General features: G+C 42.3%; 15 protein-coding genes. 8 read left to right on the forward strand and 7 right to left on the reverse strand.

All coding sequences use genetic code 11. The features are described 5' to 3' along the window. Positions 1-49: 49 nt before the first annotated feature. The 5 genes from ABJV04_RS19085 to ABJV04_RS19105 all read left to right on the forward strand — a co-directional run bounded on the left by ABJV04_RS19085 (position 50) and on the right by ABJV04_RS19105 (position 3,427). Positions 50-508: a hypothetical protein gene (locus ABJV04_RS19085; protein ID WP_348493198.1), complete on the forward strand. Its 459-nt coding sequence runs from the start codon at positions 50-52 to the stop codon at positions 506-508. A 94-nt stretch (positions 509-602) separates the two neighbouring features. Beyond that, entirely contained in the window at positions 603-1,109 is a 507-nt protein-coding gene (locus tag ABJV04_RS19090) for a glycine zipper 2TM domain-containing protein (protein ID WP_348493199.1), read from the forward strand. A 49-nt stretch (positions 1,110-1,158) separates the two neighbouring features. Next, positions 1,159-1,431, forward strand: coding sequence for a PepSY domain-containing protein (locus ABJV04_RS19095; protein WP_348493239.1), 273 nt, complete (start codon positions 1,159-1,161; stop codon positions 1,429-1,431). Beyond that, a complete protein-coding gene (locus ABJV04_RS19100; protein ID WP_348493200.1) occupies positions 1,431-2,105 on the forward strand; it encodes a response regulator transcription factor in 675 nt (224 codons plus the stop codon). The genes ABJV04_RS19095 and ABJV04_RS19100 overlap by 1 nt, the downstream gene beginning before the upstream one ends. Continuing rightward, positions 2,102-3,427, forward strand: coding sequence for an ATP-binding protein (locus ABJV04_RS19105; protein ID WP_348493201.1), 1,326 nt, complete (start codon positions 2,102-2,104; stop codon positions 3,425-3,427). Before ABJV04_RS19100 ends, ABJV04_RS19105 begins: the two co-directional genes overlap by 4 nt. On the opposite strand, the gene ABJV04_RS19110 is transcribed toward ABJV04_RS19105, so the two are convergent. Continuing rightward, positions 3,408-4,484 carry an AI-2E family transporter gene (locus ABJV04_RS19110; protein ID WP_348493202.1) on the reverse strand — a complete coding sequence of 359 codons (1,077 nt, stop codon included), beginning with the start codon at positions 4,482-4,484 and terminating at the stop codon, positions 3,408-3,410. The genes ABJV04_RS19105 and ABJV04_RS19110 overlap by 20 nt on opposite strands. Before the next feature lie 111 nt (positions 4,485-4,595). Here ABJV04_RS19110 and folX point away from each other — a divergent pair, with 111 nt between their 5' ends. Beyond that, the gene (folX, locus tag ABJV04_RS19115; protein ID WP_348493203.1) at positions 4,596-4,961 is read left to right on the forward strand and encodes a dihydroneopterin triphosphate 2'-epimerase; all 366 of its coding nucleotides are present in this window, start codon (positions 4,596-4,598) and stop codon (positions 4,959-4,961) included. Positions 4,962-5,035: 74 nt separating this feature from the next. On the opposite strand, the gene ABJV04_RS19120 is transcribed toward folX, so the two are convergent. After that, positions 5,036-7,552, reverse strand: a complete 2,517-nt coding sequence (locus tag ABJV04_RS19120) for an FtsX-like permease family protein (protein WP_348493204.1) — start codon at positions 7,550-7,552, stop codon at positions 5,036-5,038. A 2-nt stretch (positions 7,553-7,554) separates the two neighbouring features. Continuing rightward, entirely contained in the window at positions 7,555-8,265 is a 711-nt protein-coding gene (locus tag ABJV04_RS19125; protein WP_348493240.1) for an ABC transporter ATP-binding protein, read from the reverse strand. A gap of 22 nt (positions 8,266-8,287) precedes the next feature. Here ABJV04_RS19125 and ABJV04_RS19130 point away from each other — a divergent pair, with 22 nt between their 5' ends. After that, positions 8,288-8,944, forward strand: coding sequence for an arylesterase (locus ABJV04_RS19130; protein WP_348493205.1), 657 nt, complete (start codon positions 8,288-8,290; stop codon positions 8,942-8,944). 70 nt (positions 8,945-9,014) lie between these two features. Further along, positions 9,015-9,203, forward strand: coding sequence for a hypothetical protein (locus ABJV04_RS19135; protein ID WP_348493206.1), 189 nt, complete (start codon positions 9,015-9,017; stop codon positions 9,201-9,203). A gap of 78 nt (positions 9,204-9,281) precedes the next feature. Here the strand turns inward: ABJV04_RS19135 and ABJV04_RS19140 are convergent, their stop codons facing one another. From ABJV04_RS19140 to ABJV04_RS19155, 4 genes are all read right to left on the reverse strand, one after another. Then, positions 9,282-10,580: an amidohydrolase family protein gene (locus tag ABJV04_RS19140; protein WP_348493207.1), complete on the reverse strand. Its 1,299-nt coding sequence runs from the start codon at positions 10,578-10,580 to the stop codon at positions 9,282-9,284. Further along, positions 10,577-11,986: an amidohydrolase gene (locus ABJV04_RS19145; RefSeq protein WP_348493208.1), complete on the reverse strand. Its 1,410-nt coding sequence runs from the start codon at positions 11,984-11,986 to the stop codon at positions 10,577-10,579. Before ABJV04_RS19145 ends, ABJV04_RS19140 begins: the two co-directional genes overlap by 4 nt. A 188-nt stretch (positions 11,987-12,174) precedes the next feature. Beyond that, positions 12,175-12,702 carry a YaeQ family protein gene (locus ABJV04_RS19150; protein ID WP_348493209.1) on the reverse strand — a complete coding sequence of 176 codons (528 nt, stop codon included), beginning with the start codon at positions 12,700-12,702 and terminating at the stop codon, positions 12,175-12,177. A 53-nt stretch (positions 12,703-12,755) separates the two neighbouring features. Beyond that, positions 12,756-13,685 carry a tRNA-dihydrouridine synthase gene (locus ABJV04_RS19155; protein WP_348493210.1) on the reverse strand — a complete coding sequence of 310 codons (930 nt, stop codon included), beginning with the start codon at positions 13,683-13,685 and terminating at the stop codon, positions 12,756-12,758. Positions 13,686-13,739: the final 54 nt, after the last annotated feature.

A 13,739-nucleotide genomic window follows, 5' to 3' on the forward strand; every position in this document is an offset into this window, starting at 1 on the left:
GGTTTTTAATTGCAAGCCGATATCCTGTGTAATAACGGGAGTTTAGCCAATGAAAAACACACACAAGTTTACGCTTAAATTAATTAAAAGAGCTACTTTGCTTTGTGTGATCATGTTGAGCATTTCTGCCTGTAATCAATTGTTCTCGATGAAAATTGTACGATTTGCCGATAAAGATAGCTACCAAGCAGACCCACAAACTCTGGAAACCGTGGATAGAACCTTCTACTCAGCTTTACATTTAGGTGATTGGCATTATCAAGGTTCGAACACCTCTTTTGGTGAAGTAAGAGCTTTTATTAAAATTCCTCAGAAACTGGATTTAGCCAAAAATGTGCAAGAACAGTATTTACAGCAAATAATTTGTCCAGGTGAGGATAATCTAGATCTGTGGTACAAACTGAGAAATATGGATTTAGAAATACACATTTACACCAAAAATAAAAATAGTACGATTTCAGCTACCTGCGTAAATCCTTTACAGCAAGAGGACATTCAATCAGTTTAACCCTGCCAACCTTAACTTATCGATAAGGTTCAGTTCAGTTATAGTTCAGTTAGTCTCGCCTATTATGATCCTAAGATTTCAAAGGAGAGACATAATGTTAAATTTACAAAGTATTTCAATTGCTACCTTATTGTTTGGTTTATCAGCTACTCAAGCCTTAGCCGATAGCCGTTATGATTATGCAAAAGTGATTAAAGTTGATCCTGTTTATCAATATACTTCTGTTAAACAACCGGTACAGCAGTGTTATCCAGTTAAAAAAACGGTTAGCTATAACAACGCTCACCAACGTGCTCAATCTACCATTGCTGGCGCGGTAATTGGCGGCGTGATCGGTAATGTAATCGGTGATAATCGCGGCAGCACAATAACAGGTGCGGTGATTGGTGGCGCAATTGGAAGTCAAGCCCAAGGGCCACAGTACAGTACTTCTGTCACTCAACATTGTGAGACGGTTTATCAAACTTCAAAAAAAGTAAGAAAAATCAAAGGTTATAACGTAAAATATCGTTATCAAGGTGCAGCTTATGAAACCTTTATGCAATCCCATCCTGGTAATACAGTGAAGGTCAAGGTTAAGGGTTCACCAAGAAGACATTAAACTTTTTGTTATTATTTAAACGCCAACGAGTCAGGAACCCATTTTGATTGTGCTCAGTAGACGTAAATTGATTTTGTTGTTGATGGCATTTGCCCTTAGCTTCGGCGGGCAAGTGTCAGCGCAAGAAAAATCAAACAGCAGCATTGATAAAGCCCAAGCCGCAGAAAAAGTGCTGCAGAAGGTTAGAGGCCGAGTATTGCGTGTTAACCAAAGCAAAAATACCTACAAGGTAAAAGTGTTACAAAAAACCGGACGTGTGGTCACGGTTGATGTCGATAAACGCTCAGGTAAAATAACCAAACAACGTAGTAGAGATAAATAATGCGCATTCTTGTAGTCGAAGATGATAGTAGATTGTTGACCCAATTAGATCAGTTACTTCAGCAGCATGGCTATAGCGTAGATTTAGCCGATGATGGTGCTAAAGCCAGTTATTTGTTAGCTGAACACCCTTATGACTTAGCCATAGTGGATATAGGACTGCCTATTATCGATGGCTTTGATGTGATAAAAAATGCTCGTAAAAACAACGTCACCTGCCCTATTCTGATTTTAACCGCGCGGGATCGTTGGCAAGAGAAGGTAGAAGGATTAGATGCTGGTGCTGATGATTACCTTACCAAACCCTTTCACAACGAAGAGCTCTTAGCTCGGGCAAAAGCTCTTATTCGTCGCTCATCAGGACAGGCTAACCCGTTAATTGAAAAAGGCCCCATAACCTTAGATACAACAGCTGAAGAAGTGACCGTACATGGGCAATCTCTTGAACTCACTGCCTATGAATATAAGGTGTTAGAGTATCTTTTCTTGAATCCGCAAAAAGTAGTATCTAAAACTGAATTAACTGAGCATATCTATGACCAAGATTTTGATTTAGATAGTAATGTTATTGAAGTGTTTGTAGGACGACTGCGCAAAAAACTTGATCCGAAAAATGACTACAAACCCATAGAAACCCTACGCGGACGTGGTTACCGAATTAATCGAGAGCTATGATCCGATTATCCCTGCGCCTAAGAAGTTTTGCCGCAGCCCTGCTGGCATTGCTGCTTTTCATTCCCCTAGGCGCAATGACCCTAGAACAAGCCTATACGGATAGTTTGAGTCAATCGATGCTCGAACAACTCCGTATTCAAAGTCTCACTCTGATTTCTGAATTTGAAATGGTAGAGGCTGAGCCAGAAATGCCAGAACAGTTGTTTAACGACAAACTCAACATTCCAGGTTCAGGATTGTACGCATTTATTAAAATAAACGATGACGTCGTATGGCAATCCTTATCCACTTTAAACTGGCCTGAACAACCTCGGTTAGATGCGCCTATTATCGGTAAAGAAATATTCTTAACTGATTTTGCCATGGATAAAGATTATTTTTTATATTCCTACACTGCTGAATTCGAAGGGGATGTCGACTTTGTACCAGTGAGTTTTTTCATCGTCCAAGATCAACTCACTTTTGAAAAAGAACGCGACGCTTTTTCAAATACCCTTTGGTATTGGCTCGGCTTTTTAGCTTTGTTACTTTTAATTGTGCTTATTGCCAGTTTGAACATGGCATTGAGTCCAATAAATGCTTTAATTACGCAAATTAAAAAAACCGAAGAAGGCGATATTCAGCGATTACAACAAACTTATCCCCCTGAATTGGAAAAGCTAAAGCGCAGTATTAATCACCTACTGGATACCGAACAACAACAACGTAGTCGCTACAAAAATAGTCTTAGTGACCTCGCCCACAGCCTAAAAACACCTTTGGCCGTGCTGACCGGTAACCCTAACTTACCCCACTCTGCCAACGAGCCTCTTTCGCAAATAGACAATATTATTCAACGCCAATTGAAGCGCGCAGTAGCCGGTGCTGGCAGTGGTTGGGAGCAAGGGATATGTGTATTGACCATAGTGCAAAAACTGCAGTCAGCGATGGCTAAAGTGCATGCAGATAAGCATTTAACCATCAACATACAGGTTGATGAGAAATGCCAATTTAAAGGCGACCAAACGGATTTAATGGAATTACTTGGAAATTTAATGGATAACGCCTGCAAAGCCGCAAAATCCCGAGTCAAAGTATCCGCACAGCAAAACAATAATCGTTTATTTATTACCGTAGAAGATGATGGTAAAGGTATTGAGCCTCAGCATCGTCAGGAATTACTGCACCGAGGAAAACGCTTAGATAGCTATCAAGAAGGTCAAGGCATTGGTATGGCAGTGGTCAGCGATCTCATCACTGCTTATCACGGTAAGATGGAAATTACTGACTCCACTCTAGGTGGAGCCAGAATTGAAATGACCTTTACTCAGGCACCTGATTAACATCAGCCGATTCTTGTTGTTGCTCTTCGGGAATATCTTCACTGTCTAACAAGACCGCAATCCAACGACTGTCCTCATTCGACTCTAGTGCTATTTTTACGATCATAGTTAGCGGCACAGACAATAGCATCCCTACCGTACCCAATAACCATCCCCAAAAAATCAATGATAAAAACACCACTAAGGTAGATAAACCCAATCCCCTACCCAAAAATTTAGGCTCAACCACATTGCCCATTACAGTATTGGTGACCACATAACCAATAGCGGTGAGTCCGGCTACACCAGGGCCCAATTGCACAAACGCAAGAAGCACAGCTGGCACTGCGGCAATAATAGATCCTATATTTGGAATATAATTTAATAAAAATGCTAACACCGCCCACAACATAAAGTGGTCAAGTCCTAGGAAATACAACCAAAGACCAATCACGGTTCCGGTACCAATACTGACGATGGTTTTGATCACCAAATAATTTTTAACCGAGACTAAAAATTTGTCGATCTGCTGAATTTTCATAGATGGATCATCAAGGGCGATATGCACTTTTTTAGGCACAGAGTCGGCTTCAAATAACATAAACACAACGGTTAGAATGATCAGTAGAAAATTGGTTAATACGCTACCAAAGCTGGTAAGTATATTGGTTGCCATACTCATGGCGATGCCCGGGTCTAAATAAGAAACTAATAAATCACTATTTACTTCAATGCTAAACAAACTCTCAAGCTTAGTTGTTACCCAAACCAGCTCATCACTTAATTGTTGTTTGTATTGAGGAATATTTTCACGAAATTCGGCCATGGAGTTACCCACTAAACCTGCTAACATAAATCCAAATATCACAATTAATAGTATAACCAGGATGACCGATAACCACCGGGGCACCTTATATTTCGATGCCCAATGGATGATTGGATGACATGCCATCGCTATAAAAATTGATAATAAAAAAGGAACTACGATTGTGCTGGCAGCTTTAATTCCAGCTAAAATAACGACAACACAGGCTAACACGAGTATTGCTTTAATCGCAGTGGGCGACTTAGTTTCCATACAGATTCACATTGGATTATTTGATGTTGGCTGACAAACTAGCAGATAATAGCGCCATTGAAAACACAACGATTAGACAACATTTCGCGATTTTTAAGGAAGTAACAATAAATGAAGCTGAATCCAGCCACTATTAGAATTAAAAACCTTAGGTTACGCACTTACATTGGTATTAATGAAGATGAAATAGTGAACAAACAAGACGTTATCGTAAATGTGAAGATTCATTATAATGCCGAACAAGCCACTGACTCAGACGATATGGAAGATGCGTTAAATTATAAAATCATCACTAAGCGCATTATTAAGTTAGTCGAAGATAACCGTTTTTCTTTATTGGAAAAGCTAACCTCTGACGTTCTTGAAATTGCCGCCGAGCACCCTTGGGTGATTTACGCCGAAGCTGAAGTAGACAAGCCCCATGCTTTGCGATTTTCTGATTCTGTTTCCCTGTGTTTGTCCTGTACCAAAGAATAAAACCTGTTTTTTGTTATACAGATACTAAAAAAGGGCAAATTGCCCTTTTTTAGTTTATGGTTTTAGAAAATCGATTAAACCATCTTTCGCAATAATTGACTGGTATTCAACGCCAACAAGCGCCAACACCCAGCAGCCCCTAACAATCCCACCGTTATCGCACCAACAAGGGGGGCAATAATCCAGTATTCAAAATGCAACTTACCCTGCATTTCAAAAATTTGTGACTGCAATAGATACAGAGTGAACTCATTAGCAAACGCCGCCATGAGGCCCGCCACTGAGCCGATGATCAAGAACTCGTAAATCACGCTGGCGCGTATTAAGCTACCTTTTGCCCCTAAGGTACGTAAAATCGCTAATTCTTGCTGTCGTTCGTCCATGCTAGCCTGAACCTGTGCGATTAATACCAAGGAACCGGCAATTAACACTAAGACTAAAATAAACTCAACGGCAACTGACACCTGATCGACTATGTCCCTTAATTGATTAATTCTTGCGTCCACATCAAATAGGGTGACGCTGGAAAATGGCTGCATCAGTTGCGCAATTTTCGCCTTGTCATCGGTAGGAACATAAAAACTAGTAATGTAAGTGGGTAAATATTCTTGCATTGCTTCTGGTTGCAACACAAAAAAGAAATTAGGCTGCATGGTCTGCCAATTGACACTACGCAGGCTGGTTACGGTAACCGTAATCACCTCACTACCAATATTAAAAGTAAGTTTGTCATCTAACTTAATGTTTAACCTTGCCGCTAGTCGCTCTTCAACAGACACCCCGTATTCGTCCCCGGGTTGCCATTCGTCTAACCATTTACCAGCGACAATTTCATTTTCATTTTGAAGTGTGTTACTCCAAGTTAAGTTTGCCTCACGACCTAATCCGTTACGACCACTATCTTGCTGAGTTTCATCTTCTTTAGTGATTTCGGTACGTATTTTTTCGTCATTAATAGACACAAACCTTGCCCGTACCACCGGATAAAATACATCCGTTTTAACCTCTAATTGGTTAAAATGTTGTTCCAATGCTGGCCGTTGTTGTTCGGTAATATTTGACATGAAATAGTTAGGCGTGCCTTGTGGCAACTGGTCTCGCCATTGTGAAACCATATCGTTACGCATAACCAAGACCACAAGTAACAGCATGATAGTCACTGAGAAACTAATTAACTGAACACTGTTATCCATAGCCCGTCTTTTAATTCTGGCCCAAGCTAATTGCCACGCCCCCATTTTACCCTGTCCGAGCTTTCGCCCCACAGCGATAAGGCCATAGGTAATAGCCAATAATGCACAGACCAAAACAATACCTGAGACAAACAGGATTAAGCTAATTTTCAAGTCCTGACTGTACGCCCACATCAACAATAAAATAGCTGAACCGGTGGCCGCAAACTGCAATACCCGTGAACTCATCCCTGCTCCGAGATCCCGTCTAAGAACTCGCAGTGGTGGCACCGAAAATAGTTTTAACAATGGGTACAGTGAAAATAAGACCGCACAAATCATTCCAGTGAAAACCGCAATAATTAAAGGTCGCCAGTGCCAGACGTCAATGGACACATTCACTTTATCGGCAATGGCTAACACCACCAGTTGTTGAATAATAAATCCAGCCACAGTACCTAACACAATGCCTAACACAGTGATAAAAGATATTTGGTACAGATAAATTCGTTGTACCAATTGTTTACTGGCCCCTAGGGTTTTCATAATTGCCACAGGATCATAATGTCGTTGGCTGTAGCGCTGTGCAGCAACAGCAATAGACACCGCGGCTAAGACGATAGCCAACAAACTAGCCAGTAAAAAATACTGCTCGGCCCTACCCACAGAGCGACCAAGTCGCGAGTCATCATCTTCTACAGATTGCCAAGAATGAATTTCCCGATTTAATTGGGGTCGTAACCAATCATAATAATCATCTAAATCACTGCTATTGCCGACAAAGAAGTAGGTATAGTCAATTCTGCTGCCCGGGCCCGTTATATGGGTGGCAGCTAAGTCTTGAAGGCCAATGAGCACTTTAGGGTTTCCGCCAAAGACACTAAAGCCAGAATCGGGTACATCGGTTATCACCCGAGTTAAACTAAATTCTTTGTCTCCCACCTCAATTTTATCACCGAGTTTTAAACCAAGTTTTTGTAATAACAATGACTCAGCCCAGGCTTCTCCTGAGGCAGGTAATTCAGCGGTCACCTCACCTAAGCCAAAGGCCTCTGTGGAGGTTTTTAACTCGCCTTTTAAGGGATAACCATCATCGGCGGCGCGCAGACTGGTTAGGGTCATTTGCTCGTTACCAAACACCATGGAGCGGGCATACACTTGCTGTGTGGTTTCTAAGCCTAACTCTTTGGCTTTTGATATCCATGCTGGATCAACCGGCTTATCCGACTCTAGGCGTCGATCTGCGGCGATAAACTCTGCAGACTTTGCGGTTAGTGCACCTTGCAGACGCTCACTGAACAATGATAGAGACAATACTGCTGCCACAGACAAAATAATCGCAAACAGAATTATCGTCAGCTCGCCTCGCTTTGCTTCGTGCTTGAACAATCGCCAAGCTAAATTAAATCCATATTTCATGATTAACTAGCCTGTTGTTGCTGGTCTGGTTGAGTGTCCTGAGGATCAGAAGTCACCTCGGTTAACACTCCCCCTTGCATATTAAGTTGACGCTGGCACTGTTTTGCCAGTACCGGATCATGGGTCACTAGCACTAAGGTTGTGTCTGAATCGCGATTTAATTCGAACAACAAAGATTCCACTTTTTCACTGTTAGCTGAATCTAAGTTACCCGTTGGTTCGTCAGCAAATAAAATCTTCGGTTTAGTAATAAAGGCACGAGCAATGGCCACACGTTGTTGCTCACCACCAGATAACTGATTAGGATAATGATTACCACGGTGAGCCAAGCCCACTTGTTCAAGAATCTCTTGACCAAGTTGTTTAGCGTTATCTAAGCCGGCAATTTCAGCTGGTAACATAATGTTTTCTAGCGCGGTTAGACTCTGAACTAACATAAAACTTTGAAAAATAAATCCGACTTTTTCACCACGCAATCTAGCTCGCTGTTCTTCATCCAAAGAATGCAAAGGTGAGCCCGCTAAGTAGATTTCGCCATCAGTCACTTGATCCAGTCCAGCCAGTAAACTCAACAATGTTGATTTACCGGAACCTGACGCACCAATAATGGCAACTGACTCACCAGCCTTGACTTTAAAACTAATTGGTTGAAGGATCTGAAGTTCACCTTCGCTCGTACTTACTACTTTGGTGATTTGTTTAGTTTCTATCATTACATTTGGAGTTGATGTCATAGTGCACTTATGGTTTAAAAGAGACAGAATTCGTCTGTTCAATGTTGGGTTAATAGTTATACTTTTACTGAGTATTTCAGATCACTTACAAGCTCAACAAGCTGACAATCCGCAACCGGTAAAAATACTGATCTTAGGCGATAGCTTAAGCGCGGCTTATGGACTAACGCAAGAGCAAGGTTGGGTTAGTTTGTTACAAAATGCGTGGAAAAACCAAGGCATAAGCGTTGTAAACGCCGCAATAAGCGGTGAAACCACTGATGGTGCCCTAGCGCGACTGCCTAGATTGCTTGAGCAACACGCTCCAACCCATTTATATATTGAATTGGGCGGAAATGACGGATTACAAGGTCATCCGGTGAAAAAGATGCGTGACAATATTCAAGGGATGATAGATATTGCTCAGCAGCAAGGAATGACAATAATCTTACAGCAAATGCAGATCCCCACGAATTACGGTCGCAGATATAATCAGATGTTTACCGGAATGTTCACTGACTTATCCGAGCAAAATGATATTCCATTAGTTCCGTTCTTTTTGCAGGACATTGCCCTAGATAAATCGTTAATGCAAAAAGATGGCATCCACCCCAATTTGCAAGCTCAACCAATGATCGCTGATTATATGCAGCAACAATTAGAGCTGTGGATTCAGTAACAGAAAAGCTAACGAATGTGCATGCTGTTATTTTTTGTACTATATTTATAGATAAATTTTGGCAACGAGGATGACAAAAATGGAAGTAGGTTCTTCAACTAGCAATTCTGCTGCTCAGGCAGCACCGCAACAGCAGGCGCGACAGGTTGACACTCAACAGCGACAAGCCGAGCTTGAGTCTCCGGCACCGACATCGTCAGCAGAAAACAACCCTACACCTAATTCTCGTGTGGGTTCGGTGATTAATACTCAGGCTTAATTGGTTTACACAACAACACTGACAACCAAAACAAAAAAACCGAGCTAATTAAGCTCGGTTTTTTGTTACTGACAACCGTTAAGGTCGAGTGTAATGCACGCTCTTACCGCTAACAGGTTGTAAATAGCGGTCTCGGAGTTTTGTTTGACGAGAAGTCATATCCACTAACTCACCGTTAATAATAACAACCTCAGCGCCCTCAGCCACTTCCATAGGATCACCAGACCAAACCACTACATCTGCCTGTTTACCCGCACTCAAACTACCCACTTTATCATCAATACCGAATATTTTAGCTGGGTTGATGGTTAACGCAGCAAGACCAGCATTGTAAGGTAAACCATGAGAAACCGCATTACCTGCATGCTGGGTAGCTAACCGGATGTTGTGAGTGTTCATGCCAATGGCAATAGTCACGCCGGCTTTTTGTAAACGCCCTGCATTTTCCATTGTGGCCGCTAATTGATCGAATTCGTAAGGCAAATTCGATTCAGGGTTCAGAATGACCGAAATATTTGCTTCAGCTAATTGGCTCGCCACCTTCCAACCTTCAGTGGCATATAACACCACAATATCTAGCGCAGGATGGCGTTGTTTTAATGCGATCACTTGCAGTAGGTCAGCTTCACGATGTGCAGCAATCATCAACGGTGTATCACCTTTGATAACCGGCACTAGGGCCATTGCATCATCTAGACTGCTCATACCGTACCATGGCGATTGTGGATTGAGTGTTTTACCGTTTACATAACTCGCTTCATCTAGAGCACGCTCCAAGGCAACCCAAAGTGCCGCGCGGCTACCACCACTGTGGTCTGCAGCGTCATTATCAACACCGGTAGTCACAAAAGCAGCTTTTTTCATCAGCGGGCCCATGCCTTGAGCAAGAGTAATTATAGCTCCTTGTCCTTGGAACAACTGACCAGTTCTATTCATACTAGTCGCCGCCGAGGTCACCCCTTCTATGCGCGAAATTGCCAATAACGAAGAATTTGGATTAATTGCGTAAGATACGTCATATGCAGCGCCAGTGCTGCTGATTGCATTAGCAGAGGCACTGCTGTCTACGGTACCTGCAGACGAGCTAACTTCGACTAGTCCTAAAGAGGTAAACGCGCCGATCAAACCTGGGGTCACGACTTTACCTTTACCATCGATAATTTCGTACCCGGTTAAGGCAGGCGTTTCCGTTAGGATAGTTTGAATTTTGCCATCTCTAATTAGCACAGTGGCATTATTAAGTGTGCCCTGCTCGGTCATGGTGTGAACAGTGGCATCGACGATTGCAATATTTTGCGCCAGGGCTACACCGCTAAATACACTACTTAAAGAAACCGCTAATACAGCCAATGAACGTAATTTAGGTAAGTTAATCATTTGCTATCTCCTTCACCTGGTTGTCCCAACTCAAAGTCACTAACTGGCCAGCTACTGGGATCATTACGATCAAAGGCAAGGGCTCCATCAATATAGACGTTGACGGTTTTTGCATAAGTAGAAAACGGATCCGCACTCCAAAGCACTAAATCAGCATTTTTACCCACTTCCAAAGAACCGGTTTGCTCAAAAATCCCCAAGGATTTCGCTGGGTTGGCAGATAACCACTGCCATGCATCCGCTTGCGATATGTTTATTCCAACACGTTTACCATTGCCCCAAGCTTTCGCAGCTTCTTGGTTTAAACGTTGGATCCCCTTATCGTCATCAGAATGCACAATGGCACAAGCACCTGCGGCATGAACCATAGGAATATTCTCTTGAATGCCGTCATAGGCTTCCATTTTAAAGCCCCACCAGTCTGCCCACATTGAAGAACAAACATTGTTTTCTTTTAATCTATCAGCAATTTTGTAGGACTCAACAGCATGGTGGAAAGAGCCAATTTGATAGTTAAACTCTTTCATTACATCGAGCATTGTGCCCATATCATCAGCACGGTAACAGTGCATGTGAACGATAATTTCACCGTCTAGCACAGCGGCTAAAGTTTCTAATTTTAAATCCCGTTTAGGGACTTTAGGATCTTTGCCTTGATCGTATTCGGCATAATAACGATCCCATTTGTTTTTGTAGTCTTGGGCATCAGCCCAGGCTTGGCGATAACCAGCAACGTTACCCATACGTGTTCCTGGGCCGCCTTTTTTACCATAAACACGTTTGGGGTTTTCACCACACGCCATCTTCATGCCATACGGGGCCCCTGGAAATTTCATATCTTGAATTACTCGGTTAGGCACGTTTTTAACCGTAACCGCTCGGCCACCCACTAAGTTGGCAGAACCTGGGAGAATTTGTAAACTAGTTACCCCACCCATTAGGGCGCGGTGAAACCCGGGATCCTGTGGCCAAATTGAATGTTCGGCCCAAGCTTGTGCGGTAACGGGATCCGTCATTTCATTGCCATCGGAATGGGATGCGGTATCGGGTGTAGCATAAACACCAAGATGGCTATGCACATCTATAATTCCGGGGGTGACCCACTGGCCTTTTCCATCAATGGTTTTAGTCCCATCTGGCACACTCACAGATTTTCCAATAGCTTGAATTTTGCCGTCACTGATAAAAACAGCACCAGACTCAATGTAACCGCCAATTCCATCAAGAATGTGTACATTGGTAATTAACGTTGGCTCACTTTCCATGGCTTGATAAGTACTGGGGAACGGGTTTTTGTTGAGGGTGACTGGTGGTTCTTTTTCTGGTTGTTCTGCATCACAACCAGCCAATAACACGCTAGCCAAAACGCTGAGGGACATCCCTGCGTAGGTAGATAGTAGTTTCATGATTTCCTGCCGTAAGTAAGTTCGTTTTTTTATTTTTGTTTTTGTTTTCTAATGTATATCAATAACGAATGGTCAAGCCCGCCTACCAATGTTTTATTCGCTCTGCTAAAGCCACAGAAAAAAGAAAGCTAGGTGGGTTTTGATAGAATTAAATATACCAGTTGTGGAAGATACTGCAATTAACTGTCTTAGAGTTCATCCCAAGGAACTTCGCATTCACCTAAGTTGGTGGCGATAAACGCGGATTGGTCAGAAATCGTCACTGTCATATCCATAGTTCGTTCTATTAATTCACTTAGTTGGCAAATGTGCTGCCAATCGAATCGATAAAATTTTGCGTTTAACTGCTTAAATTTTGCTGCTGATTGTTGCCACCACACATCCGACTTAGTATTGAAGCTATATACCAAGACTTCAGAGGCTAAACGAGCCGCTTTTTTGATTCTTTCAACTTCAGGCTCACCTATTTCGATCCATAGGCTGATATCGTCGTTTGCTTCCTTTAACCAAATGTCCGGCTCTGCGGTTTCACTTAATCCTTTGGTTAATTCGAGACGATCTTGTGCATTAATACAAAACGCCACTATTCTCGCCATCATTCGTTGTGTTGTTTCTGATGGATGTTGTGCGACGATTAGGTTTAAATTCTCATAATGATGTCTGTCCATATCCGCTAACGAAATACGAAATTTATAAATTGTTGGCTTCAATGCCATCTCAAATCACCTTGATTGTTGTTGGAAACCCCTTTTTTAAAGGATCTCGATTATTATGGTTGCTGCAAAACAGATACAATGTCAGCAGACTTAGTCAAAGCGCGAATACGTAAAAATAAACTATCCGCTTGCGGATATTGTACTTTTAAATAGCCTAACCATTGTTTTATTCGATTTGGGTAATATCGACCTTTATCACCAAAAATTTCATATCCTGAATAGGTCAACAGCAAGGCTTTAACCTGTTCCCAAGTCATTTCTTGAGCGTCTTGTCGTATCACTTGGGCTAGGTTCGGCATCGCTAATGCACCGCGTCCTAACATTATGTCATCACACTGTGAGCGTTGTTGACAGAGAATTGCATCTGCCTTTGACCAAATTTCACCGTTAGCAATTATTGGTATTTGTGTTTGCTGACGTATTTTGCCGATCCACTCCCAATACGCTGGCGGTTTATAACCTTCGATTTTTGTTCGTGCGTGTATTGCTAGACTATTAGCCCCAGCAGATTCAATAGCTTGGGCATTTTCAATGGCCAATGACTTGTCTTCAAAGCCTAAGCGCATTTTGGCTGTGACCTGGTGTTCTAATGGAACGGCTTTACGGACGGCTGATACGATTTTGTAAAGAGCTTCAGTCTCTTTTAGAAGAACTGCTCCGCCTTTACTTTTGTTCACGGTTTTAGCAGGACAGCCAAAATTCAAATCTACGCCATGGGAGCCTAATTCAATAGCTCTGACTGCATTTTCGGCCAACCAATCAGGTTCTTGCCCTAACAATTGCACTTTTACCGGCACACCTGAGGGTGTGAGTCCTTGCTGGTGCAACTCTGGGCATAAACGGTAGAACACTTTACTAGGTAACAGTTGATCCACCACACGCACAAATTCAGTCACGCAGGAATCAAAACCGCCAACTTGAGTAAGCATATCGCGCATTAGATGATCAACCACGCCTTCCATAGGCGCTAACACTATTTTCATTTCAAATAATTAAACTAAAGGGCTTCAGAAAGTCGCGGATTGTAGCAAGAATGG

The organism is Aliiglaciecola sp. (assembly GCF_039982535.1).
Classification (GTDB): domain Bacteria; phylum Pseudomonadota; class Gammaproteobacteria; order Enterobacterales; family Alteromonadaceae; genus Aliiglaciecola.

What these genes read in the sequence shown, in the direction of transcription:
- ABJV04_RS19085 (WP_348493198.1), top strand. Translation starts at nt 50, where the DNA reads ATGAAAAACACACACAAGTTTACGCTTAAATTAATTAAAAGAGCTACT.
- ABJV04_RS19090 (WP_348493199.1), top strand. Translation starts at nt 603, where the DNA reads ATGTTAAATTTACAAAGTATTTCAATTGCTACCTTATTGTTTGGTTTA.
- ABJV04_RS19100 (WP_348493200.1), top strand. Translation starts at nt 1,431, where the DNA reads ATGCGCATTCTTGTAGTCGAAGATGATAGTAGATTGTTGACCCAATTA.
- ABJV04_RS19105 (WP_348493201.1), top strand. Translation starts at nt 2,102, where the DNA reads ATGATCCGATTATCCCTGCGCCTAAGAAGTTTTGCCGCAGCCCTGCTG.
- ABJV04_RS19110 (WP_348493202.1), bottom strand. Translation starts at nt 4,484, where the DNA reads ATGGAAACTAAGTCGCCCACTGCGATTAAAGCAATACTCGTGTTAGCC.
- folX (WP_348493203.1), top strand. Translation starts at nt 4,596, where the DNA reads ATGAAGCTGAATCCAGCCACTATTAGAATTAAAAACCTTAGGTTACGC.
- ABJV04_RS19120 (WP_348493204.1), bottom strand. Translation starts at nt 7,552, where the DNA reads ATGAAATATGGATTTAATTTAGCTTGGCGATTGTTCAAGCACGAAGCA.
- ABJV04_RS19125 (WP_348493240.1), bottom strand. Translation starts at nt 8,265, where the DNA reads ATGATAGAAACTAAACAAATCACCAAAGTAGTAAGTACGAGCGAAGGT.
- ABJV04_RS19135 (WP_348493206.1), top strand. Translation starts at nt 9,015, where the DNA reads ATGACAAAAATGGAAGTAGGTTCTTCAACTAGCAATTCTGCTGCTCAG.
- ABJV04_RS19140 (WP_348493207.1), bottom strand. Translation starts at nt 10,580, where the DNA reads ATGATTAACTTACCTAAATTACGTTCATTGGCTGTATTAGCGGTTTCT.
- ABJV04_RS19145 (WP_348493208.1), bottom strand. Translation starts at nt 11,986, where the DNA reads ATGAAACTACTATCTACCTACGCAGGGATGTCCCTCAGCGTTTTGGCT.
- ABJV04_RS19150 (WP_348493209.1), bottom strand. Translation starts at nt 12,702, where the DNA reads ATGGCATTGAAGCCAACAATTTATAAATTTCGTATTTCGTTAGCGGAT.
- ABJV04_RS19155 (WP_348493210.1), bottom strand. Translation starts at nt 13,685, where the DNA reads ATGAAAATAGTGTTAGCGCCTATGGAAGGCGTGGTTGATCATCTAATG.